Genomic DNA, 20,533 nt, shown 5'->3' with positions numbered 1-20,533 from the left:
ACCCGGTCGGGCTGAGCCTGTCGAAGCCTTGCGTGGCGCTGCGGCAAGCCCCGCATGAGCGGTTCAAGCGGGCGGGTGCCGCCCCTCCACTCCCGCCGCCTGCCGCATCGCACTGAACTGCGGCGCAGGCTGCGCAGCCGTCCACCGCCAGGGCAGCGCCTGGGCGCGCCACACGCCAGAGAGCACCTGCAGCCGCAGCACACGCTGTGCGCCGGGCCAGGGCGCGCGGTCGGCCTCGTCCCAGAGCAGCTCTGCGCGCGCGGCCACGTGCAGCAAGCCGCCGTGGTCATAGTCCACCCACAGCAGCCCCGCCAGCGGGTGCAGCGCGAGGTTGCCCAGGGTGTTGAAGAACAGGTTGCCCGGGTAGTCGGGCAGCGACAGCACCAGGCCCTCCCGCGTGTGCTCCACACGCACAAAGCCGGGCTCGCCGCCCCGGTGCGACACGTCCACCCCATCGCTGCGCTCGGCGCCCGGGCGCGGCGCCGAGGCGCTGGCAATGAACAGGGTGTCGCTGCGCGCCACCAGCGCCAGCGCCGCCGCATCCAGCTGCGGACCCAGAACCTGCGCGGGGGCGGGCGGTGCCACCACGGCGTGCAGCCCGGGCTCGCGCGCCTGGATGTACTTGGGGCAGTTGCCAAAGCTTTGCACCACGTCCACCTCCAGCCCCGTCGCGCCGAACGCGGCCACGCGCCCGTTCATGCGGTTGCGGCGGCGGGTGTGCGGCTCCAGGCCCAGCACGCCCACCGGGGCGCCGGTGCCCTGCGCCGCCAGCGCGGCCAGCGCCGGGTCGGCCACCATGCACGCCCCGGGAGCCCCGGGTGCCACGGCAATCCGCATGCGACGGGCATCGGGCGTGTGCACAAAGCCGGGGGGCCCGGCCACCATGGTGGCCCAGGGCTGGCCGTGGGCGTCGAGCGCGCCCAGCAGCAGCGTGGGCAGCTTCTCGAACAGCTCGCGGTGCTGGTCGGGCATGTGGTCGCGCAGCACCTGGGGGCCGATGGCGGCCATGCGTTCGCGCACGCCCAGGCGCTCTTGCAGCGCCTGCTCGCCCGCGTGGAAAGCCAGGGCGGCCGTCGTCATGCGGCCTCCTGCGCGGGCGGCGCCAGCGTGTCGGCCAGCGGCACGTAGCCCGGCAGCGCCTGCAGCCGAGCCACCCAGGCGCCAATGCGCGGGTACTCCGCCATGGGCAGGCCCGCGATGTGGGCCTGCGAGGTGTAGCTGACCATGGCAATGTCGGCCAGGGTGGGCTCGGCGCCGCCCAGCAGCCAGGAGCGGCCCTGCAATTCGCCTTCCATGTAGTCGAGCAGGCGCTTGCCGGTGGCCAGGGCACCCTCGCGGTCGGGCACGGGCCGGCCGGCCAGCGTGGCATAGCGCGGTGTGGCCACGCCGGGCACCAGCAGGCCCGCGGCCAGGCTGAACCAGCGCTGCAGCCGGGCCTGGCCCACGGGGTCCTGCGGCATCCAGGCGCTGCCGGGGGCGTAGCGCTGCACCAGGTACACCAGGATGCCGTTGCTGTCGCTCAGCACCGTGTCACCATCCACCAGCACCGGCACCTGGCCCAGCGGGTTCAACGCCAGGAACGAGGGAGTGCGGTGCTCGCCCTTGCGCAGGTCCAGGTTGACCAGTTCGCAAGGCAGGCCCAGCAGGGACAGCATCAGTTCCACCCGATGGCAGTGGCCGGAAACGGGCATGCGGTACAGCGTGAAGGCGTGGGCAGGTGTGGGCATGGAAGGCTTTCTGCAAAAGAAGTGGACAGTGCCGCGACCTTATCTATTGCGCACCACGGCGTTAATAGCCATAGTCCGCCTTTCAAAATTGCACGGATTGCAACAATGGACCACCTGGACAACCTCCGCAGCTTTGTGGCCGTGGCCGACGCGGGCGGCTTTGCGGCGGCGGCGCGGCGCCTGGGCTGCTCGGCGGCGGCCGTGACGCGCGCCATTGCAGCGCTGGAGGCGCGCCTGGGTGTGCTGCTGTTCCAGCGCAGCACGCGCCTGGTGCGGCTGACCGAAGCGGGCGAGCGCTTTCTGGCCGACTGCCGCCGCATCCTGAACGACCTGGCCGAGGCCGAGCTGGCCGCCGGCGGCGCGCAGGCCGAGGCGCAGGGCCTGCTCTCCATCACCGCGCCACAGATGTTCGGCACCGTGCACGTGGCACCCATCGTGCAGGGCTTTGTGCAGGCCCAGCCGCGCGTGCAGGTGCGCACCCTCTTCGTCAACCGGCTGGTGCACCTGCTGGACGAGGGCATGGACGTGGCGATCCGCATCGCGCCACTGCCGGACTCGGGCCTCACTGCCGTGCAGGTGGGGGCGCTGCGGCGGCTGGTGGTGGCCTCGCCAGCGTACCTGGCGCAGCATGGCGAGCCCCGCCACCCTGGCGAGCTGACCGGACACCGCGCCATCGGCTTCGCGTTTGACGCGCGTGCGCCCTCGCCCTGGAAGTTCAAGGACGGGGCGCTGGGCCAGCCGCAGTTTGCATGGATCAGCAACAGCAACGAGGTCGACATCGCCGCCGCCGAAGCGGGCGTGGGCCTCACGCGCTGCCTGGCCTACCAGGCCGCCGCCAGCCTGCGCGCCGGGCGCCTGCGCGTGGTGCTGGCCGAGTACGAACTGCCGCCCGTGCCCGTGCACATCGTCTACCCGGCAGGGCGGCGTGCGCCCGCCAAGGTGCGGGCGTTTGTGGAGTTTGCGCGCGAGCGGCTGGGCGCCGAGCCGGTGCTGCGCGGGCGCGGGCTGGGCCGGGGCGGGGCGCGCTGACCTGGGACGAAGGACGCTCCCATCCAGAGCGCAAACCGACCCAAGGTGCCCGGCGGCCCGACCAGCGGCGGAGGGCCATCTTGCGGGTTCTGGAATACTTGCGCCCTGTTCAACCAGGAAAGTGCCGGCGCCCGCCAAACGCCCCTTCACAAGCATCAAGGCAGCACGTATGAGTATTTTTGACCGGCTTCTGGGCAGCGTTCGCAAGGTCACAGAACGCCCCGAAGCCACCCCGGCGCAGCCGACCGGCCCCGTGGAGCGCCGCCAGCGCAAGCGCGTGAACGCGCGCAAGGGCACGACCGTCCTGATCATCGACGACTCACCCACCGTGGTCACCGTGCTGCGCAAGGTGCTGCGCTCGGCGGGCTACGACACCCGCGAGGCGGGAGATGCCGAACAGGGCTTGGCGTTAATCGAACAGGACCCGCCCGAGCTGATCTTTCTGGACATCATCCTGCCGGGCATGAACGGCTTCAATGCCCTGCGCACCATCCGCAAGATGCCGGCGTCGCAGAACATTCCGGTGATCATGATCAGCGGCAACGAGCACGCCACCGAGCAGTTCTATGCCAACCGCATCGGCGCGGACGACTTCATGAAAAAACCGTTCTCGCGCCACGAAATTTTTGCGCGCATCGAGGCGCTGCTCGACGACGAGTTCATCCCTCGCCGCCGAGGGGACGCTGCCGCGGCAGCGGCGCCTGAGGCTTAAAGCCGCCGCCCCGGCCGCGACCAGGCCACATCAGCCCGCGTTGCCCGCGTTGCCCGCGTGCACCCGCAGGGCCGCCGCCGTGGCCTGCAGGATTTCGTCGGAGAGTGCGGGGTCGTCCACCGCGCGGGCCAGCACCATGGCGCCCACCAAGCTGGCGTAGTCGGCCAACGCGCGCTGGCGCCGGGCGGCCTTGGGGCGGCCGGGCACCAGGGCTGCCAACCCTTCCACCTGCGCGCGCACCCCTTCTGTCACGGCCTGGCGCACGGCGGGCCCCTGGCGCGCTGCGTCGCTGCCCAGCGCCGCCAACAGGCAGCCGTGGCCGGGCGCATCGCGGTGGCGGGGCGAGAGGTAGGCCGCCTCCAGCGTGGCCAGCGGATCCCGGCCTGCATCTTCGGCTTCCTGAGCCATCGCGGCCCACGCAGCCCGCAGGCGCTGCAGTGCGCGTTCCGTGGCTTGCGCCATGAGGTCGTCCTTGGACGCAAAGTGGCCGTAGAAGCCACCGTGCGTGAGGCCCGCGCTCTTCATCAGGTCGGCCACGCCGATGCCGTCAAACCCCTTTTCGCGGAACAACTGCGCGGCCACATCCAGGATGCGCTCGCGGTTTTCCGCCATCTGTTCCTTGCTGACTTTCATTGCAGGCCCTTGTGCGTGGTGTGCTCTGAGAATGTGTGCTTGACATTTTAAATGATGATCGTCATATAATTTAATCGCGACGACCATCATCTAAACCATCTCGCTTTTTCTTTCAGGAGCTGTCCATGATCCACACCCCCGCACCCGTCGCTTCCCGTCCCTCGCTGGGGGCCGCCCTTATCACCGGCGCCTCGTCCGGCATTGGCGCCGTGTATGCCGACCGGCTGGCGCGCCGCGGCTACGACCTGGTGCTGGTGGCGCGCGACGGCGCGCGCCTGGCGGCCCTGGCCGAGCGGCTGCAGCGCCATACCGGCGTGCAGGCCGAGGTGCTGCAGGCCGATCTGACCGTGCGCGCCGACCTGGCCCGGGTGGAGCAGCGCCTGCAGACCGACGCGCGCATTGCGCTGCTGGTAAACAACGCGGGCATGGCCGTGAGCGGCACGCTGGCCACGGCTGACCTGGAGGCAGTGGAGCAGATGATTGCCCTCAATGTGCTGGCGCCCACGCGCCTGGCCGCCGCTGCCGCCAAGGCGTTTGCGGCGCGCAAGGGAGGCACGCTGATCAACATCGCCTCGGTGCTGGCGCTGGTGCCCGAGATGTTCAGCGGCACCTACAGCGGCACCAAGGCCTATGTGCTGAACCTGACCAAGTCACTGCAACAAGAGTTGGGCCCGCTGGGCGTGCGGGTGCAGGCCGTGTTGCCCGGCGCCACCCGCACCGAGATCTGGGACCGCGCGGGCACGCCCATCCAACACCTGCCGGCGGACATGCTGATGGAAGTGGACGCGATGGTGGATGCGGCTCTGGCCGGGCTGGATCAGGGCGAAGCCGTGACGATTCCCTCGCTGGAAGCCGTGCACGAATGGAACGCGCTGGAGGATGCGCGCCGGGCACTGGGCCCTTACCTGTCGCTGCGCCAGCCGGCGACGCGCTACACCGCAGAAGCGGCGTGACGCAGCACGGTCGCTCCGGGGCGATGCAGGATCACGCCCCGCGCGGTGGCACGCTCAATGGTGGTGGCCGTGGGCACCATGCACATGGCGGTGCGCAATCTCTTCGGCGCTGGCGGCGCGCACGCCCGTGACCTTGCAGCTGAAGACCAGCGCCTGGCCGGCCAGCGGGTGGTTGCCGTCCAGGTGCACTTCGGGACCTTTGATCTTGACCACGTTGAAGACGGCAGGCTGGCCATCGTTGCCCACACCCTGCAACTGGCCGCCCACCTTCACGCCGGGCGGAAACTCGCTCTTGGGGATGGTGCGCACCAGGCTTTCGTCGCGCGCGCCGAAGGCGTCTTCCACTGCCAGCTGCAGCGTGGTGCTGTAGCCCGCGCCCTGGCCTTCCAGTGCGGCCTCGACCTTGGGAAAGATGTTTTCATATCCGCCGTGCAGGTAGGCCAGGGTGCCGGAATCCAGTGGCTTGCCCTGGGGCGTGGTGACCTTGTAGGTGAGGGTGACGGCGGTGTCTTTGGTGATGTTCATGGTGATTCGATCGGACGACGCAGGTCGGGACCGGCGATTGTCCACGACCCGCGTGCTCCGGGCGCGCTCGGGTTAAGCGGCAGCCTTGGCCGCATCTTCGGGCCGGTCTTCCTCGGCCTGGCCGGGGTAGCGTGCAAACCGGCGCGGCTCCGCGCCGTGCACCGGGTCCTGCTGGTCCCACGGCCAGCCGCCGAACTGGGTGCGGCGGTAGTCGTTCATGGCCTGCATGATCTCGGCCTGCGTGTTCATGACGAACGGGCCGTACTGCGCCACGGGCTCGGCAATGGGCCGGCCTTGCAGCATCAGGCATTCCACGGCGGTGGCTCCGGTGTTGGCCAATGTCCAGTCTTGCCCGGCCACCAACTCCAGTGCCGCATGCTGACCCACCTCCTGCGGACCGACGCGCAGGCGGTCGCCCACAAAGAAGTACAGCATGCGGCGCGTGCCCGCGCCCTGGGCCGCGGGCAGCGTCCACTCTGCGCCAGGGTCCATCCGCAAGGTCCAGATGGCGACATCGCCCTCGGGCTGCGAAGCCCAGGATTCGGGTGGCGGCGCCAGCGGTGCGGACGCACCGGGCAGCGCGCCGGCCACCACGGTCACAGTGGTGGCGCGGCCTGCGGCGTCGTGGTGCACCAAGCGGGGGATGCGCTCATTCCACAGCATGGTGAAGTGCGGCTCCACCATCTTGCTCTTCGCGGGCAGATTCAGCCAGATCTGGAAGAGTTCCAGCGGGTTGGGCTCGGTCGCGTTGAGCAGAGGGAACATCTCGGAATGCACGATGCCCTTGCCCGCAGTCACCCACTGCACGTCGCCACCTCCAAAACGCGCGGCAGCGCCCAGCGAGTCGGAATGGTCGATGAGCCCCTTGCGCACCAGCGTCACGGTTTCAAAGCCGCGGTGCGGGTGGCCCGGAAAGCCGGGCACGGTGTCGCCGTGGTACATGCTCCAGCCGTCCTTGCGGCTGAAGTCGCTGCCGATCTGGCGGTCGTCGACGGGAACGGCCGGGGCGAACGCGCCATTGCCGGCAGGGTAGGCGTCGTCGTGGTGGGCACAGAACAGGAAGGGGTCCATCGTGGGCCACAGCGGGCCCAGGGCCTGGGCTTGGACAATGGGCTGCGCGGCGGCGGGGGTGGTCGGTGTCGGCATCCAGGGGCTCCTTGTCTTTTAAGGCGCCGCCAGCCATCGGGCGGCGCACCTGTCAAAGATAAGGGCTGTGGCGCCGTGCAGAAGTGCGCTGGGCAGGACAGTGCGGTGCACTGCACAGGACGATGGAAAGTGCGCCGCACCCGCGCCGCTCCAAAATTTCAAGCCAAATCGGGCTCTAGCGCTTATCCATGAAGCGCTGACAGCTATCTAAACAGTAGCAGCTCACACGTCCAGGCGACCTAACCAGCCGTCTTCCTGCGGTAGGTGGCCTGCATGAACTGGTTCCAGCTGCCATCGGGCTGCTGGCCGAACGAAGTCAGCGTGCGCTCGTTCGGACCCACGATGGTGATCACGTCGCGGTAGCGCGCCATCTTGCCGTCGTTCTGGAAGCTGGGGCCTTCGGTTTCGAGCGTGAGCACTTTTTGGTCGGCGTCCAGCGTGCCGCGGTAGATCCACATGTGGGTCATCATCGATCCGATCCACGTGCCCAGAAACTCCTTTTTGTCGGGGTCGTAGCCCAGGGTCATCTGCATGCGGGCCTCGCCGCCGCCGGGCATGGTGCCCGTGCCTTCCAGGATCACCCACAGGTCGCCCAAGGCGCGGCCGTGCTCGGCGCCCAGGGACTGTTCGGCCGGCTGGCCGGGCGGCGCGTCGCATCCGGAGGTGCTGGTCCAGTCGCCCAGCAGTTGCTGCAGCCAGCGGTGCATGGCATGGGGTTCGGCATTCATCATGGGAGTCTCCTTGTAACGGAAGTGTTGAGGCGTTCGCCGTAACGTGTTAGTCGCGGTCGGGCGCGCCGAGGGGAAAGTAATGGCGATAGGGCCGGCCGCCCTCTACCGCGCGGGCAAACGACGGGCGGGCCAGCAACCGTGCGCGGTAGGCACGCAGCTGTGGGTAGTTGGCGGCGATGGGGTGCGTCCAGTCGGCATAGAACAGCGCGGGCGCAGCGGCACAGTCGGCCATCGTGAAAGCGTCGCCCGTGGCCCAGGTACGGCCGGTCAGCTCGCCTTCGAGCCAGGCGTAGGCGGCGTCCAGCTTCTCGGCTGCCCAGGCACCGGCCTCGGCCCGCTTGGTGGGGTCGCCCGTCAACGCGCCGTTGACGGCGTGCTGCATGGGCGCCATCACGTGCAGGTCGAAGAAGCGGTCCATGAACCGCACGGGCAGCGCGGCCACCGGGTCTGCCGGGATCAGCGGCACCGGCCCCGGGTGCGCGAGCTGCAGATGCTCGATCACGATGCTGCTTTCCACCACCGTGTGCTCGCCATCCACGAGCACCGGGAACTTGGCGAGCGGCCAGTGCCGCCGCCACTCGGCCGCATGGTGGGCGGGCTCGGCAGGGTCCAGGCTGCGCAGCTCGTACGGCGTGCCGTTTTCGTGCAGCGCTGTCAGCACCTTTTGCGTGTACGACGAGAAGGGGTGGCCATAGAGGGCGAGCACGGGTTTCACTCCGGTCCCACCACCATCCAGGGCACGCCAAAGCGGTCGGCCACCATGCCAAAGGCCTGCGAGAAGAAGGTCTTGGCCAGCGGCATCTGCACTTGGCCGCCCTCAGCCAGTGCGTCGAACAGGCGGCGCGCCTCGTCGGCGCTGTCCGGGCTGAGCGCGAGCGAGATGCCATCGAACTTTGCCTTGCCCGATCCCATCCCGTCCGAGGCCATCAGCGTGGTGCTGCCCACGGCGAACTCGGCGTGCATCACCATCTCGGGCATGGGTCCGGGGCCGCTGCCATCGGCGCAGCCGGGGGCGCCGGCAGGGTCAGGGTTGTCCTTGTAGCGCATGACCACCTTCACCTCGGCGCCGACGGCGCGGCGGTAGAAGTCCAGCGCTTCTTCGCAGCGGCCTTCGAACATCAGGTAGGGCTCGACTTTCATGGGTACTCCTCGAAAAGGTTGGCAAATCAGTTCGTCGGCGCTCATTGTGAACACCGTCCACAAACCTTAGCAGAGATAATGAACAGTGTCCACATCGAAGCCAAAATGAGCGTAACCACCCGCAACGCCCCCGAACCGGCCCGCGCCACAGTCCGCAGCACCTACCGCCACGGCGACCTGCGGCGCGCTCTGCTGGACGCCGGCATTGAGCTGGCCCGCCAGGGCGGGCCCGACGCCGTGGTGCTGCGCGAGGCCACGCGCCGCGCGGGCGTAGCGCCCAACGCGGCCTACCGCCACTTCGCCAACCGCGACGACCTGCTGGGCGCCGTGCGCGCCGCCGCCGTCGCCGAGGCGGCGCACTTCATGGAAGCTGAACTGGCCCGTGCCCCTGCCACCGGCAGCGCCGTCCAGCAGGCGCATGCCAGGGTGCGCGCCGTGGGCGCGGGCTACCTGCGGTATGCGCAGGCGGAGACAGGGCTGTTCCGTACAGCCTTCGGCGGACGCTTCGCCGTGCAGCAGAACCCCGACCCGGCCATGGGCGGCGCCACCGGGCTCAACCCCTTCCAGCACCTGAGCGCCGCGCTGGACGACCTGGTGGCCGCAGGCGCGCTGCCGGCCGAGCGCCGCGCAGGCGCCGAATACCTGGCCTGGTCCACGGTGCACGGCATGGCCATGCTGGCCATCGACGGCCCGCTGCGCGGCACGCCTGAGGCGTTGCTGGAAGGCTTGGGACAACGGTTGCTGGACATGGTGGAACGGGGCCTGTGAGCCTTTCTCCCGCCGTCGGCCTTCTGCTCTGGAGGCGGCCGTGGCGCAATGCCCGCGCGTTTATCACCAATCCAACGAGCCCGTTGTAAAGGGTGCGTCCACCCTGCGAATGCACGGGTTGTCGCCTTCGGCCTACACCGCATGGTTGCGGAGTGACTAACAATTCACATTTTGGAACATGAAGTAACTGAGGCCCTGCCGTTAGTTACTGACGCCCCAAATCTGAATACCCATTCCTCACTGCAGGTGTCTCTTACTGCACCTGCTCAGCCATTCCCGGACCCATGGACTTTCACCATAAAACCGTCACGCAAAAACTGACGATGGCCTTCTCTTTGCTCATCGCGATACTGATGGGCGTCTCCCTCCTGTCGCTGCGCAGCCTGGGCGACGCCCGGGACGACTTCCAGGGCTTTGTCGCCAATGAATTGCACCGGGGCAGCTTGGCGCGCGACATTCAGGCAGCCGCCAACGCCCGGGCGATCTCGGCGCGCAACCTGATCCTGCTCACCAGCCCGGCCGACATCCAGGCCGAGACCACCGCCGTGCGGGCCGCCCACGAGCGGGTGCAAAGCCGCATGGCAGAGCTGCAGCGCGCGCTGGCAGCGGCCACCCATGCAATACCGCAAGAGCGCGCCCTGTTGCAAAAACTCGAATCGATCGAGCGCCAATACGGCCCTGTGGCATTGGGCATTGTGGAGTTGGCCCTGGCCGGCAAAAAGGACGAAGCCATCGCCAAGATGAACGCCGAATGCCAGCCCCTGCTGCAGCAGCTGATCGGCACCACGGCGGAATACACGCAAGCCATCGCCACCTCTACCGAAAGCGAAATCAGCAGCGCGGCGGAGAAGTTCAACACCAAGCGCATCACGCTGATCGCAGCGGCGGTGGTGTCCATCCTGGTGGCCGTCGGACTGGCCACGCTGATCAACCGCAGCCTCATGCGATCGCTGGGCGCGGACCCGGTGCATCTGAGCGCCGCCGCGCGCCGCGTGGCCTCGGGCGACCTGGGCACCGTGCCGGGCAGCGCCACCGCGCCAGCCAACAGCGTTTTGGCCTCGCTGGGCGAAATGCAGGTGGCGCTGGCCGGCATTGTGGGCCGCGTGCGCTCGTCCGCCACGGCCATTGAATCGGGCTCGCACGAAATCGCCACAGGCAACACCGACCTTTCGCACCGTACCGAACGGCAATCCGCCAGCCTGCAGCAGAGCGCCGCGTCGATGGAGCAGATGACCGCCACCGTGCAGCAAAACTCCGACACCGCCCAGCAGGCCAGCCAGCTCGCATCGGCGGCACGCGCTGCGGCCGAACACGGCGGCGCTGTGGTGTCCCAGGTGGTCAGCACCATGGGGGACATCACCACCAGCTCGCGCCGCATCGGCGACATCATCAGCGTCATCGACGGCATCGCGTTCCAGACCAACATCCTGGCGCTCAACGCGGCCGTGGAAGCCGCCCGTGCAGGCGAGCAAGGCCGCGGTTTTGCCGTGGTGGCGAGCGAGGTGCGCAGCCTCGCCCAGCGCTCGGCCACCGCCGCCAAGGAGATCAAGGCGCTGATCGAGGCCAGCGTGGAAAAGGTGGAGACCGGCTCTGCCCTGGTGCACAGCGCGGGCTCGGCCATGACGGAAATCGTGGGCGAGGTCAATCGCGTGGCGGACCTGATCGGCGAGATCAGCGCCGCGACCCGCGAGCAAAGTGCGGGCATCGGGCAAATCGGTGGCGCTGTGGCGCAGCTGGACCACTCCACCCAGCAGAACGCCGCCCTGGTGGAGCAGATGGCCGCCGCCGCGCAAACCCTGAACCAGCAGGCCCACCAGCTGGTGGACTCGGTGGCCGTGTTCCGCGTCGAGGGCGGTCTGGCCCTGGCACACGGTGCCTGAGTGCAACATCCGGCCCCGCGCGGCACAGGCGGACCGGATGGTTTTCAAGTCAAATCGGCCTCCAGCGCTTTATAGACAAGCGCCACCAGCTATCTATTTGATAGCACGCCAAGCCCATACAGCGCGGCAGTGGCCTGCAGCCGCTGCATCAGCGCACGGCGCAGTGCCGCCGGTCGCAGCACCTCCACCTGGGGCGACAGCCGCATGAGCTGGCCGCAAGCGTGCTTTACGGACTCGATGGGAATGCGCACAGCCACGCGCCCGTCCTGGCGCCGCGACGGCGGCGCGGCGGCCACCGCGCGCGCCACGGCGCTGCCGAGCGCGCGCAGGCCCTTGAGGCCCGCTGCAGTGGCCAACACGGTGGCCTCGCCGGTGAAGATTTCGGACTCGAACCGCGCGATGGACGCGGCCCAGTAGCGCGGCAGGTCGAACCGCGCGGGGCGGCGCGCAGGCGTGGGCAGGACCTGCGAAGCGCGGATATTCGCCACGCGGTAGGTGCGCGGCCCGGCCGTTGCAGCGCCCGCGGCGGTTCTGCTGTGCTTGCTGTGTTGTGCCGTCTCGGCAGATTGGGCCACCAGGTACCACGCCCCGGCCTTGAGCACCAGTCCCAGCGGGATCACGGTGCGCTCCACCGTGCCGGTCCAGCTTTCATATTGCATGCGGATCTGGTGCCCGCTCCACACGGCGGCTGCCACAGTGGCGAGGTGGGGCGTGGGCTCGCTCTCGCGGTACCAGTCCACAGGGTCCAGGTGCAGACGGGCACTCACGCGCTGGGCATCGTCGCGCCAGGCGGCGGGCAGCGCCGCCAGCAGCTTGAGCTGCGCGCCCTCCACATCGCCACCCAGGCCCAGGTCGCGCGCGGGGCCGGGCAGGCCGGCCAGAAACACCGCCTGCGCCTCGCCGGGCGTGAGGCCGGTGAGCGTGGTCTTCCAGCCCGGCAGCAGCGCAAAGCCGCCGTTGCGACCGCGCTCCGCGTAGATGGGCACACCGGCTGCGCTCAATTGGTCCACATCTCTGTACAGGGTGCGCACCGAAACTTCCAGCGCCTCGGACAGCGCCTGCGCGCTCATGCGGCCGCGGGTCTCCAGCAACATCTGTAGTGAAAGCAGGCGGCTGGCGCGCATGGGTCGAAAGAAACAGGGATGGCAGCAGAGATCGCCAAAGATAGCGCAAATACCTGCCATGGGTTGGCAGGATTAGGTTTGCACACTGCGGGCTGTTCATTCCATCACCTAGAGGATCCCGCATGTCTGCACATCCAACCGACCCCAGCCCCATCGTCGAACTCCGCCAGTACACGCTGCACCCCGGCCAGCGGGACGTGCTCATCGACTTGTTCGACCGCGAATTTGTGGAGACGCAAGAGGCGCACGGCATGCGCGTGCTGGGCCAGTTCCGCGACCTCGACCAGCCCGACCACTTTGTGTGGCTGCGCGGCTTTGACGACATGGTTGCACGGCACCGCGCGCTCACAGGCTTTTATGGCGGCCGGGTGTGGGCAGCACACCGTGACGCGGCCAACGCCACCATGGTGGACTCCGACAACGTGCTGTTGCTGCGCCTCGCCTGGCCCGGCGCCACGGCCGCGCTGCCGCAGCGCGCCCGCCCGGCAGCCGGCGCAGCCGCTGCACAGCAGCCCGCTGCCGGTGTGGTGTGCGCCACCGTGTTCTACCTTCGCGAGCCCGCGACCCCGGCCCTGCTGGACTTCTGCCGCCACCGTATGGCGCCCGTGCTGCTGCGCGGCGGCGCGCTGCAGCAGGCCTGGTACTGCACGGAGGACAGCCCCAACACCTTTGCGCGCCTGCCCGTGCGCGAGGGCGCGCCTGTGCTGCTGGGCTTGGCCCTGTTCCACGACGCTGCGGCTGTGCGGGCGTTTTCGGACAGCGGGGCCTGGGCCCGGCAGGCGGCCGCAGACCTTGCGCCCTGGCTGTCGCCGCGCGCGCCCGACGTGCTGCGGCTGCAGCCCACTGGCCGCTCGGCGCTGCATGCGTGACTACGCCTCAACCACCTCTCCCTCACCCATTACTCTCCCACGGAGCTTCCATGCCCACACCCCACCTCATCACCATCCCCTCGCCCGCAGCGGCCACCGGCCCTGCGCATGACTTCGACTTCCTTATGGGCCCCTGGCACATCCGCAACACCCGCCTTGTACGGCGGCTGGCGGGCTGCAACGACTGGGAAGTGTTTGACGCCACCGGCTGCGCGCGCCCCCTGCCCGGCGGCATCGGCAACTGCGACGACTTCACGCCGCTGGCATGGAATGCAGGTTTTGTAGGCACGTCACTGCGCATCTACAGCCCTGCCACGCAGCGCTGGAGCATCTACTGGCTCGACAACGCCACCGGCGGCCTGGACGCCACGGGCTGCCTTCTGCCACCTGTGGTGGGCGGCTTTGCCGACGGCGTGGGCCGGTTCGAGGGCGAAGAGCTGTTTGAAGGCCGGCCCGTGCGCGTGCGTTTTGAATGGACGGGCATGCACACATCCACACCACGATGGCAGCAGGCGTTTTCGGACGATGCCGGCGCCACCTGGGAGGTCAACTGGGTGATGGAATTCACGCGGCCCTTGCGCGCCCCTTGACCCTTGCGGCTGCCAGGCGCACGCGGCGCTGTCCGACAGTCAGCGCAACGCGGGCATTCGAACAATGAACCCACAGCGCATCGGGTTCCGCCGGGCCTGCCGATCCCCACCCGGCCGCACGCGGCCCCCGGAGTGCCCATGATTCCAGACCCCGACGCCTTGCCAGCCCCGGCAGCAGCACCGCCCGCCATGCAGCGGCTCGCCATCCACCTGACCGTCAATGGCGCCGAGCACACGCTGCACATCGAGCCCTGGGTGAGCCTGCTGGACCTGCTGCGCGAACACCTGCACCTCACCGGTACCAAGAAAGGCTGCGACCATGGCCAGTGTGGCGCGTGCACCGTGCTGGTGGACGGCGAGCGCGTGCTCTCGTGCCTCACGCTGGGGGTGATGCGCGCGGGCTGTGCGGTCACCACGGTAGAGGGGCTGGCCGCCCTCGCGCCGCCAGCCGACAGTACGCCGCCGGCGCCAGGCACGCTTGCGCTGCACCCCATCCAGGCCGCCTTTGTGCAGCACGATGCGCTGCAGTGTGGATACTGCACGCCCGGCCAGCTGTGCTCTGCCGTGGGCTTGATGAACGAAGGCCAGGCCCGCTCTGCCGACGACGTGCGCGAGCTGATGAGCGGCAACCTGTGCCGCTGCGGCGCTTACCCGCAGATCGCCGCGGCCGTGTGCCAGGTGGCGTTGGGTGTTTCACCCACGCCCGCTCCCACACGGCCAGCCGCCACTGCGCGAACGGCGGCCGCATGAACCCGTTCCACTACGCCCCGGCCGACACGGTGGCCACGGCCCTGGCCGCCCTGCAGCAGCACCCCACCGCTGTGCCAATCGCCGGCGGCACGAATGTGCTGGACCTCATGAAGGAAAACGTCGCCCGGCCCCGCATGCTGGTGGACATCAACCGCCTGGACCTCTCGGCCATCGAGCCCACGCCCCAGGGCGGGCTGCGGCTGGGCGCGCTGGCGCGTAACGCCGCCACCGCCTATCACCCGCTGGTGCGCACGCACTACCCGCTGTTGTCGGCCGCCATCCTGGCTGGCGCATCGCCGCAGATCCGCAACATGGCCAGCAACGGCGGCAACCTGCTGCAGCGCACGCGCTGCGTGTACTTCTACGACACCGCCACCCCTTGCAACAAGCGCGAGCCGGGAGCAGGATGCTCGGCCGTGGGCCAGCTCGCGCGCCAGCACGCCATCCTTGGCGCCAGCGCGCACTGCATTGCCGTGCACCCCTCGGACATGTGCGTGGCCCTTGCGGCGCTGGAGGCCACAGTGCATGTGGAAGGGCCCGGCGGCCCGCGCGCCATTGCGTTCGCCGACTTCCACCGCCTGCCCGGTGACCGGCCCGACCAGGACACCGTGCTGCAGCCCGGCGAGCTCATCCTGTGCATCGAGCTTCCGCCGCCCAGCGGGTTCTTCGCGCATTCGGCCTATCTCAAGCTGCGCGAGCGGACCTCGTACGCGTTTGCGCTGGCGTCGGTGGCCGCAGCGCTCAAGTTCAACTCCGAAGGCCGCATTGCCCGCGCGCGCATTGCGCTGGGCGGTGTGGCGCACAAGCCCTGGCGCCGCACCGAAGCCGAAGACGTGCTGGTGGGCCAGGCGCCCGACCCGGCCGTCTTTGACCAAGCCGCCAGCGTGTTGCTGGAGGGCGCACAGCCGCAGGGCACGGGCCTGGGGCACAACGGTTTCAAGATTCCGCTCGCGCGCCGCGCCATCGTGCGTGCCCTGGCGCTGGCCACCGCCGGCACGCCCGGGCCCGAGCGCCCCAACGCCACCACACCAGGAATTCCGGCATGACCCAGACCGCGCCACACCATCCCACGGCGGGCCACGGCGCCCCCCCCCACGCCGTACACCAGCCCATAGCCCCTGCCGGCACGGGGGTGGTCGCGCTGGGCAGCAGCGTGCCGCGCATCGATGCCATGGCCAAGGTGACGGGCCTGGCGCGCTACGCTGCCGAATACGCGGCGCCCCACCTGGTGTGGGGCGTGGTGGTGAACAGCACCGTGGCGCGCGGCCGCATTGCGCAGATGGACCTGCGGGCTGCACTGGACGTGCCGGGCGTGCTGGACATCCTTACGCACGAAAACCGGCCGCGCATGCGGCGGCTTGACCTGTTCTACAAGGACATGACGGCGCCTGCCGGGTCGCCGTTCAAGCCGCTGGCAGGCGACGAGGTGCACTACAGCGGCCAGCCCGTGGCTCTGGTGCTGGCCGAGAGCTTTGAGGCGGCCCGGCATGCCGCCAGCCTGGTGGCCGTGCACTACACCCCCGTGCCGCACCAGACCGACCTGCTGGAGCACCTGGGTCGCGGGCGCGCGCCGTCGTCGTTCAAGGCGGGCTACTCGCCACCGCCCGACCCCCGGGGCGATGCCGACACTGCGTACGAGAACGCCGCAGCCCGCGTGAACGCCGAGTTCTACAGCGGGGTGGAGCACCACAACCCCATGGAGATGCATGCCAGCACGGTCATCCGCAGCGAGGACGGGCACCTGACCATCTACGACAAGACACAGGGGTCGCAAAACTGCCGCTGGCTGGTGTCGCGCGTGTTCGGCCTGGGCAAACGCAAGGTCACCGTGCGCAACCCGTTTGTGGGCGGCGCATTCGGATCGGGTCTGCGGCCGCAATACAACCTCATCCTGGCGGTGATGGCGTCGCTGCACCTCAAGCGCTCGGTGCGCGTGGTGCTCACGCGCCAGCAGATGTTCACCTTTGGTCACCGGCCCGAGACCTGGCAGCGCGTGAAGCTCGGCGCCGCCGCCGATGGCAGCCTGCAAAGCGTGATCCACGAGGCCATTGCCGAGACCTCGCGCAAGGAAGACTACTGCGAGGTGGTGGTCAACTGGTCGGGCCAGCTGTACCGCAGCGACACCGTGCGCCTGGGCTACCAGCTGGTGGAGCTGGACCACTACACCCCCATGGACATGCGCGCCCCGGGCGCCGCCCACGGCGTGCACGCGCTGGAGGTGGCCATGGACGAGCTGGCCAGCGCCCTGCGGATGGACCCGCTGGCCCTGCGGCTGAAGAACTACACCGATCGCGACGCCGCCAACGACCTGCCGTATTCCACCAAAGAACTGCGGGCCTGCTATCACCAGGGCGCCGAGCGCTTTGGCTGGGCCCACCGCAACCCCGAGCCCCGCAGCATGCGCGAGGGGCATGAGCTGATCGGCTGGGGCATGGCCACCGGCCAGTGGGACGCCATGCAGATGTTTGCGCGCGCGCATGCCGTGCTGGCGGCTGACGGGCACCTCACCGTGTCCAGCGCCGCCAGCGACATCGGCACCGGCACCTACACCGCGATGGCCATGATCGCTGCCGCCGCGCTGGGCCTGCCGCTGGAGCGTGTGGCGTTTCGCCTGGGGGATTCGGACCTGCCCCTGGCGCCTATTGAGGGCGGCTCGTCGCACGTGGCCAGCGTGGGCTCTGCGGTGCAGGGCGTGTGCGAGAAGCTGCAAAAGCGGCTGTGGAAGGGCGCGCGCGCCATGGCGGGCTCTCCCCTGGCCGGCACACGTTTTGCCGAGGTGGAGTTTGTGGACGGCGCCGTCCGCCGCCGGGGCGACCCCCACACCGCCGTCCCCCTGGGCGCGGTGGTGGCCGCGAGCGGCACGGACCGCATGGAAGACAAGTACCTGCTGATCCCCCGCCTGCTCAAGCAAAAGAAGTACGTGCGCGCCACACACTCAGCCGTGTTCTGCGAAGTGCGCGTGGACGAGGACTTTGGCACCGTGCGCGTGACGCGCGTCGTGAGCGCCGTGGCTGCGGGTCGCATCATGAACGCGTGCACGGCGCGCAGCCAGGTGGTGGGCGGCATTGTGTGGGGCATCAGCCAGGCGCTGCATGAGGAAACGCTGTGCGACCACGCGCAGGGCCGCTTCATGAACCACAACTTCGGCGAATACCACGTGCCGGTGAACGCGGACATCCATGACATCGACGTGATCTTTGTGCCCGAGGACGACCGCATCGTGAGCCGCCTGGGCGCCAAGGGCGTGGGCGAGATCGGCATCGTGGGTGTGGCCGCCGCCATCAGCAACGCGATTTACCACGCCACCGGCCGCAGGCTGCACAGTACGCCCATGACACCGGACAAGGTCATGGCGCCGGGCGAGGGCTGGGACGCGGGCGACAGCGCGGTGCTGCCAGCGCCGTTCAACATGGGGGGTGGGTAATAAGCCCCCTCACTGCATCGGGGCCAATGCCCCGTGCGGCCAGGGATTCTCTGCACCAATCGAGCAGGGAGTGTGCGCTGCGGATCGGGATGGGCTGCAAGGCGCAAAACGCAGCAATAGCCGTAGCTATTGCGAGTATTTGCAACGCAGCAGACCGCCCGAGGCCGCAGACGCACACTGCGCGGTGATTCGTGCGGAGGATCCTACCGTGCGGCGGGGCTCAGCACCACCTCGCGCTGCACAGCGGTGTCCAGGTCGGGGCGCGACGCACCACCCAGGTCTTCCAGCGCGGTGAACTGCCCGTCCAGGAACAGGAAGGTGGTGGTGCTGGCGATGTGGCCCAGCGCCTCCTCCGCCGAGGCCAGCGCGGCACCTGTGGACTGGTCGCCGTCCAGCCGGTAGGCCCAGCTGCCATCGCCCTCCTGGGCCAGATGTCCCAGGTCCACCAGCTTGCCGCGGACATTGCTCGCCAGCACCCGGCCGCGCAGCGCGTACAGCGTGAAGGGCACGCCCGCAGGGTCGGACGGCGCGGACGTGGATGGCGCGTTTCGATCAGATCGGTCGGTCAGGTCAGAGGCCAAGGTAAAACTCCTGCAAACAAAAAATGTCAGGTCGGCGCCGCTCAGGGGACAGCGTCCGCGCCCAGGATCTGGCGGGGCGCTGGCCTCGCCGCAGGTTGCTGCTGGCGCGCAGCCCACACACCCAGCACCAAGCCCACGGCCCCCAGCGCCGCAAGGCGGCCCAGGGCCTGGTTCGCGGCCTTGCTGCGCCCGCCGTCCACCGCCGTGCCGCGCGATGGGGCAAACAGGTTGCCATCCGTGGAGGGCGCCGGCCGGGCCAAGCCCAAGGCCTTGGCGGTCGCCCAGCGCATGAAGGCCCCAAGGGCATCCGGCGCCACGGTTTGCGCAAGCCGCCCCGGGCCCGCTGCAGCGCCCAGCCAGGTGACGGCACGTGGCTGCGGCGACTGCGCGAGGGCCACCACGGCATCGGCCACGCGGCGCGGGTTCAGCAGCGGCAGCGCGGGGTCGATGTTGCGGCCGGTGTAGTTGGCGGCGTGCGAAAGGCCGGGCGAATCGACAAATGTGGGGGCCACGTCGCACACGTGCACGTCCGGCAGGTCCGACACCTCGGCGCGCAGCGCGGCCGACAGCCCCCGCAGGCCAAACTTGCTGGCCGTATAGGCCGCAGCAAACGGCGAGGGGATCCAGCCACCGGCCGAGATCATGTTGATCAGCCGGCCCCGTCGCCGCTCGCGAAAGTGCCGCAGCGCCGCGTGGGCACCGTACAGGTGGCCCAGCAGGTTGGCCTCCACCACGCGGCGGTGCGCGGCCACGGGGGTGGCCTCAAACCCGCCCACTGCGCCCACCCCCACGCCGTTCACCCACACATCGATGTGGCCGTGGTGGCCCAGCGCGGTGCGCGCCAGGCGGTCTACCGCGTCGGCATCGGTCACATCGGTGGGCACGGCCAGAGCGGCGCTGGCGCCCTCGGCGCGGCAGGCCTTGGCGACGGGGGCCAGCGTCTCGGCATGGCGTGCCGCGAGCACCAGGCAGGCGCCCGTGCGGGCAAAGGCCAGCGCCGTGGCATGGCCGATGCCGCTGGACGCCCCGGTGATCACCACGACCTGTGGCGAAGCGGGCGATGGAGCTGGCGCAGGGTGTGCGGCCGTGGAAGGTTGCGGGCGGAGGGGGTCAAGCATGGACGACATGGCTCGTAAAACGCACAAGCGGAAAGTGCAAAAAGGAGAAGACGGGCCGTGGCGAGCAGTGCATGCGCCAACGCGGGCATGCGCTGCGGCGTTGCCACCATCGGCCTTGCGCAAACGCTTGTGCAGTTGTAATGCGCTGCCAGCGCGTGCGATGTAGGACAGCGTCCGCAACCCGCTGCAGATGGCTGTGCCCTGCTTGAAGCCTGTACTTACACCAGCAGCGACACCGCCAGCCCCACGGCCCCGCACGCCAGCGCAGACGCCAAAATCATCAGCACCCCGTCGCGCACCATCAGCGCCAACCCAAAGAGCGCAATGGCCCCCATGGGGGCGGAGCTGGCAAAGGGCAGCAGCTCCAGCGGCGGCACCAGCGCCGCCAGGCCCACACAAGCGACGGCCGCCACCCGCATCCAGGGCCCGCTGGTCAGCGCCTGCAGCCGGCCATAAAACCACTGGTCCAGCCGCCGCGCCACGGGCCGCATGGCCTTGACCACGCGCGTCAGATGGCGCGCCGCCAGCGTGCGTTGCGCCACCCAGCCGGGCACCCACAGTCGGCGGCGGCCCCACAGCATCTGCGCCGCAAAAAGCGCCACGATGGCGGCCAGCACCGTGGGCACGCCGGGTACGCCGCCCACCGGGGACAACTCAATCAGCGCGGGAATGATGAGAAACGGCCCATAGCTGCGCGTGCCAATCGCATCGATCAGGTCGCCCATGGCCACGCGGTCGTCCTTGCGCGCAAAGGCCTCAAAGCAGTCGAGCAGATCTCCGATGGATTCGGGGCGGGAGGGGACGGTGGTGGCAACAACAGCAGACATGGCACG

General features: G+C 69.4%; 22 protein-coding genes. 10 read left to right on the top strand and 12 right to left on the bottom strand.

Going from position 1 to position 20,533, the window contains the following annotated elements; translation table 11 throughout:
- Positions 1 to 63: 63 nt before the first annotated feature.
- Together ACK4HJ_RS03835 and ACK4HJ_RS03830 are read right to left on the bottom strand one after the other, a co-directional pair.
- Positions 64 to 1,080: a pyridoxamine 5'-phosphate oxidase family protein gene (locus tag ACK4HJ_RS03835; RefSeq protein WP_409827861.1), complete on the bottom strand. Its 1,017-nt coding sequence runs from the start codon at positions 1,078 to 1,080 to the stop codon at positions 64 to 66.
- A complete protein-coding gene (locus ACK4HJ_RS03830) occupies positions 1,077 to 1,727 on the bottom strand; it encodes a glutathione S-transferase family protein (protein WP_409827859.1) in 651 nt (216 codons plus the stop codon). The genes ACK4HJ_RS03835 and ACK4HJ_RS03830 overlap by 4 nt, the downstream gene beginning before the upstream one ends.
- Before the next feature lie 105 nt (positions 1,728 to 1,832).
- Between ACK4HJ_RS03830 and ACK4HJ_RS03825 the strand changes: the two genes are divergently transcribed.
- Together ACK4HJ_RS03825 and ACK4HJ_RS03820 are read left to right on the top strand one after the other, a co-directional pair.
- Positions 1,833 to 2,756 (top strand): LysR substrate-binding domain-containing protein, encoded by a 924-nt coding sequence (locus ACK4HJ_RS03825; RefSeq protein ID WP_409827858.1) that lies wholly within the window; start codon positions 1,833 to 1,835, stop codon positions 2,754 to 2,756.
- A gap of 169 nt (positions 2,757 to 2,925) precedes the next feature.
- The gene (locus ACK4HJ_RS03820) at positions 2,926 to 3,468 is read left to right on the top strand and encodes a PleD family two-component system response regulator (RefSeq protein ID WP_409827856.1); all 543 of its coding nucleotides are present in this window, start codon (positions 2,926 to 2,928) and stop codon (positions 3,466 to 3,468) included.
- Between the two features lie 30 nt (positions 3,469 to 3,498).
- Here the strand turns inward: ACK4HJ_RS03820 and ACK4HJ_RS03815 are convergent, their stop codons facing one another.
- Positions 3,499 to 4,101, bottom strand: a complete 603-nt coding sequence (locus ACK4HJ_RS03815; RefSeq protein WP_409827854.1) for a TetR/AcrR family transcriptional regulator — start codon at positions 4,099 to 4,101, stop codon at positions 3,499 to 3,501.
- 125 nt (positions 4,102 to 4,226) lie between these two features.
- Between ACK4HJ_RS03815 and ACK4HJ_RS03810 the strand changes: the two genes are divergently transcribed.
- A complete protein-coding gene (locus ACK4HJ_RS03810; RefSeq protein WP_409827852.1) occupies positions 4,227 to 5,054 on the top strand; it encodes an SDR family NAD(P)-dependent oxidoreductase in 828 nt (275 codons plus the stop codon).
- Between the two features lie 54 nt (positions 5,055 to 5,108).
- Here ACK4HJ_RS03810 and ACK4HJ_RS03805 read toward each other — a convergent pair whose 3' ends face one another.
- The 5 genes from ACK4HJ_RS03805 to ACK4HJ_RS03785 all read right to left on the bottom strand — a co-directional run bounded on the left by ACK4HJ_RS03805 (position 5,109) and on the right by ACK4HJ_RS03785 (position 8,596).
- The gene (locus ACK4HJ_RS03805; protein WP_409827850.1) at positions 5,109 to 5,579 is read right to left on the bottom strand and encodes a peptidylprolyl isomerase; all 471 of its coding nucleotides are present in this window, start codon (positions 5,577 to 5,579) and stop codon (positions 5,109 to 5,111) included.
- A gap of 72 nt (positions 5,580 to 5,651) precedes the next feature.
- A complete protein-coding gene (locus ACK4HJ_RS03800) occupies positions 5,652 to 6,725 on the bottom strand; it encodes a pirin family protein (protein WP_409827849.1) in 1,074 nt (357 codons plus the stop codon).
- Between the two features lie 239 nt (positions 6,726 to 6,964).
- On the bottom strand, positions 6,965 to 7,456 hold the full coding sequence (locus ACK4HJ_RS03795; RefSeq protein ID WP_409827847.1) for a DUF1579 domain-containing protein: 492 nt from the start codon (positions 7,454 to 7,456) through the stop codon (positions 6,965 to 6,967).
- 46 nt (positions 7,457 to 7,502) lie between these two features.
- Positions 7,503 to 8,162, bottom strand: coding sequence for a glutathione S-transferase family protein (locus tag ACK4HJ_RS03790; protein WP_409827846.1), 660 nt, complete (start codon positions 8,160 to 8,162; stop codon positions 7,503 to 7,505).
- 5 nt (positions 8,163 to 8,167) lie between these two features.
- Positions 8,168 to 8,596 (bottom strand): VOC family protein, encoded by a 429-nt coding sequence (locus tag ACK4HJ_RS03785; protein ID WP_409827844.1) that lies wholly within the window; start codon positions 8,594 to 8,596, stop codon positions 8,168 to 8,170.
- Between the two features lie 105 nt (positions 8,597 to 8,701).
- On the opposite strand from ACK4HJ_RS03785, the gene ACK4HJ_RS03780 reads away from it, so the two are divergent.
- Together ACK4HJ_RS03780 and ACK4HJ_RS03775 are read left to right on the top strand one after the other, a co-directional pair.
- Entirely contained in the window at positions 8,702 to 9,364 is a 663-nt protein-coding gene (locus tag ACK4HJ_RS03780; protein WP_409827842.1) for a TetR/AcrR family transcriptional regulator, read from the top strand.
- A 284-nt stretch (positions 9,365 to 9,648) separates the two neighbouring features.
- Positions 9,649 to 11,244 carry a methyl-accepting chemotaxis protein gene (locus tag ACK4HJ_RS03775; protein ID WP_409827840.1) on the top strand — a complete coding sequence of 532 codons (1,596 nt, stop codon included), beginning with the start codon at positions 9,649 to 9,651 and terminating at the stop codon, positions 11,242 to 11,244.
- An 89-nt stretch (positions 11,245 to 11,333) separates the two neighbouring features.
- Here the strand turns inward: ACK4HJ_RS03775 and ACK4HJ_RS03770 are convergent, their stop codons facing one another.
- Positions 11,334 to 12,368 (bottom strand): helix-turn-helix transcriptional regulator, encoded by a 1,035-nt coding sequence (locus ACK4HJ_RS03770; protein WP_409827838.1) that lies wholly within the window; start codon positions 12,366 to 12,368, stop codon positions 11,334 to 11,336.
- Positions 12,369 to 12,490: 122 nt separating this feature from the next.
- Here ACK4HJ_RS03770 and ACK4HJ_RS03765 point away from each other — a divergent pair, with 122 nt between their 5' ends.
- The 5 genes from ACK4HJ_RS03765 (at position 12,491) to ACK4HJ_RS03745 (ending at position 18,001) form a co-directional block, all read left to right on the top strand.
- Positions 12,491 to 13,237 (top strand): NIPSNAP family protein, encoded by a 747-nt coding sequence (locus ACK4HJ_RS03765; RefSeq protein WP_409827836.1) that lies wholly within the window; start codon positions 12,491 to 12,493, stop codon positions 13,235 to 13,237.
- A gap of 50 nt (positions 13,238 to 13,287) precedes the next feature.
- Positions 13,288 to 13,827: a hypothetical protein gene (locus ACK4HJ_RS03760; RefSeq protein ID WP_409827834.1), complete on the top strand. Its 540-nt coding sequence runs from the start codon at positions 13,288 to 13,290 to the stop codon at positions 13,825 to 13,827.
- A 138-nt stretch (positions 13,828 to 13,965) separates the two neighbouring features.
- On the top strand, positions 13,966 to 14,577 hold the full coding sequence (locus tag ACK4HJ_RS03755; protein WP_409827833.1) for a (2Fe-2S)-binding protein: 612 nt from the start codon (positions 13,966 to 13,968) through the stop codon (positions 14,575 to 14,577).
- The gene (locus ACK4HJ_RS03750) at positions 14,574 to 15,623 is read left to right on the top strand and encodes an FAD binding domain-containing protein (RefSeq protein ID WP_409827831.1); all 1,050 of its coding nucleotides are present in this window, start codon (positions 14,574 to 14,576) and stop codon (positions 15,621 to 15,623) included. Before ACK4HJ_RS03755 ends, ACK4HJ_RS03750 begins: the two co-directional genes overlap by 4 nt.
- Positions 15,620 to 18,001, top strand: a complete 2,382-nt coding sequence (locus tag ACK4HJ_RS03745; protein ID WP_409827829.1) for a xanthine dehydrogenase family protein molybdopterin-binding subunit — start codon at positions 15,620 to 15,622, stop codon at positions 17,999 to 18,001. The genes ACK4HJ_RS03750 and ACK4HJ_RS03745 overlap by 4 nt, the downstream gene beginning before the upstream one ends.
- Positions 18,002 to 18,204: 203 nt before the next feature.
- Here the strand turns inward: ACK4HJ_RS03745 and ACK4HJ_RS03740 are convergent, their stop codons facing one another.
- From ACK4HJ_RS03740 to ACK4HJ_RS03730, 3 genes are all read right to left on the bottom strand, one after another.
- On the bottom strand, positions 18,205 to 18,582 hold the full coding sequence (locus ACK4HJ_RS03740) for a hypothetical protein (protein WP_409827827.1): 378 nt from the start codon (positions 18,580 to 18,582) through the stop codon (positions 18,205 to 18,207).
- Positions 18,583 to 18,623: 41 nt separating this feature from the next.
- Entirely contained in the window at positions 18,624 to 19,700 is a 1,077-nt protein-coding gene (locus ACK4HJ_RS03735) for an SDR family oxidoreductase (RefSeq protein WP_409827826.1), read from the bottom strand.
- A 218-nt stretch (positions 19,701 to 19,918) separates the two neighbouring features.
- Positions 19,919 to 20,527: an exopolysaccharide biosynthesis protein gene (locus ACK4HJ_RS03730; protein WP_409827824.1), complete on the bottom strand. Its 609-nt coding sequence runs from the start codon at positions 20,525 to 20,527 to the stop codon at positions 19,919 to 19,921.
- Positions 20,528 to 20,533: the final 6 nt, after the last annotated feature.

It is taken from the genome of Acidovorax sp., assembly GCF_046294525.1.
Classification (GTDB): Bacteria; Pseudomonadota; Gammaproteobacteria; order Burkholderiales; family Burkholderiaceae_C; genus Acidovorax.
Note: the sequence above shows the minus strand (reverse complement) of the source record. Positions and strands in the feature narration are given on the sequence as shown.

Coding starts and splice junctions, on each gene's coding strand:
- ACK4HJ_RS03735 (WP_409827826.1), bottom strand. CDS start 19,700: ATGCTTGACCCCCTCCGCCCGCAACCTTCCACGGCCGCACACCCTGCG.
- ACK4HJ_RS03755 (WP_409827833.1), top strand. CDS start 13,966: ATGATTCCAGACCCCGACGCCTTGCCAGCCCCGGCAGCAGCACCGCCC.
- ACK4HJ_RS03820 (WP_409827856.1), top strand. CDS start 2,926: ATGAGTATTTTTGACCGGCTTCTGGGCAGCGTTCGCAAGGTCACAGAA.
- ACK4HJ_RS03810 (WP_409827852.1), top strand. CDS start 4,227: ATGATCCACACCCCCGCACCCGTCGCTTCCCGTCCCTCGCTGGGGGCC.
- ACK4HJ_RS03795 (WP_409827847.1), bottom strand. CDS start 7,456: ATGATGAATGCCGAACCCCATGCCATGCACCGCTGGCTGCAGCAACTG.
- ACK4HJ_RS03830 (WP_409827859.1), bottom strand. CDS start 1,727: ATGCCCACACCTGCCCACGCCTTCACGCTGTACCGCATGCCCGTTTCC.
- ACK4HJ_RS03750 (WP_409827831.1), top strand. CDS start 14,574: ATGAACCCGTTCCACTACGCCCCGGCCGACACGGTGGCCACGGCCCTG.
- ACK4HJ_RS03835 (WP_409827861.1), bottom strand. CDS start 1,080: ATGACGACGGCCGCCCTGGCTTTCCACGCGGGCGAGCAGGCGCTGCAA.
- ACK4HJ_RS03805 (WP_409827850.1), bottom strand. CDS start 5,579: ATGAACATCACCAAAGACACCGCCGTCACCCTCACCTACAAGGTCACC.
- ACK4HJ_RS03760 (WP_409827834.1), top strand. CDS start 13,288: ATGCCCACACCCCACCTCATCACCATCCCCTCGCCCGCAGCGGCCACC.
- ACK4HJ_RS03815 (WP_409827854.1), bottom strand. CDS start 4,101: ATGAAAGTCAGCAAGGAACAGATGGCGGAAAACCGCGAGCGCATCCTG.
- ACK4HJ_RS03775 (WP_409827840.1), top strand. CDS start 9,649: ATGGACTTTCACCATAAAACCGTCACGCAAAAACTGACGATGGCCTTC.
- ACK4HJ_RS03745 (WP_409827829.1), top strand. CDS start 15,620: ATGACCCAGACCGCGCCACACCATCCCACGGCGGGCCACGGCGCCCCC.
- ACK4HJ_RS03770 (WP_409827838.1), bottom strand. CDS start 12,368: ATGCGCGCCAGCCGCCTGCTTTCACTACAGATGTTGCTGGAGACCCGC.
- ACK4HJ_RS03730 (WP_409827824.1), bottom strand. CDS start 20,527: ATGTCTGCTGTTGTTGCCACCACCGTCCCCTCCCGCCCCGAATCCATC.
- ACK4HJ_RS03765 (WP_409827836.1), top strand. CDS start 12,491: ATGTCTGCACATCCAACCGACCCCAGCCCCATCGTCGAACTCCGCCAG.
- ACK4HJ_RS03800 (WP_409827849.1), bottom strand. CDS start 6,725: ATGCCGACACCGACCACCCCCGCCGCCGCGCAGCCCATTGTCCAAGCC.
- ACK4HJ_RS03785 (WP_409827844.1), bottom strand. CDS start 8,596: ATGAAAGTCGAGCCCTACCTGATGTTCGAAGGCCGCTGCGAAGAAGCG.
- ACK4HJ_RS03780 (WP_409827842.1), top strand. CDS start 8,702: ATGAGCGTAACCACCCGCAACGCCCCCGAACCGGCCCGCGCCACAGTC.
- ACK4HJ_RS03825 (WP_409827858.1), top strand. CDS start 1,833: ATGGACCACCTGGACAACCTCCGCAGCTTTGTGGCCGTGGCCGACGCG.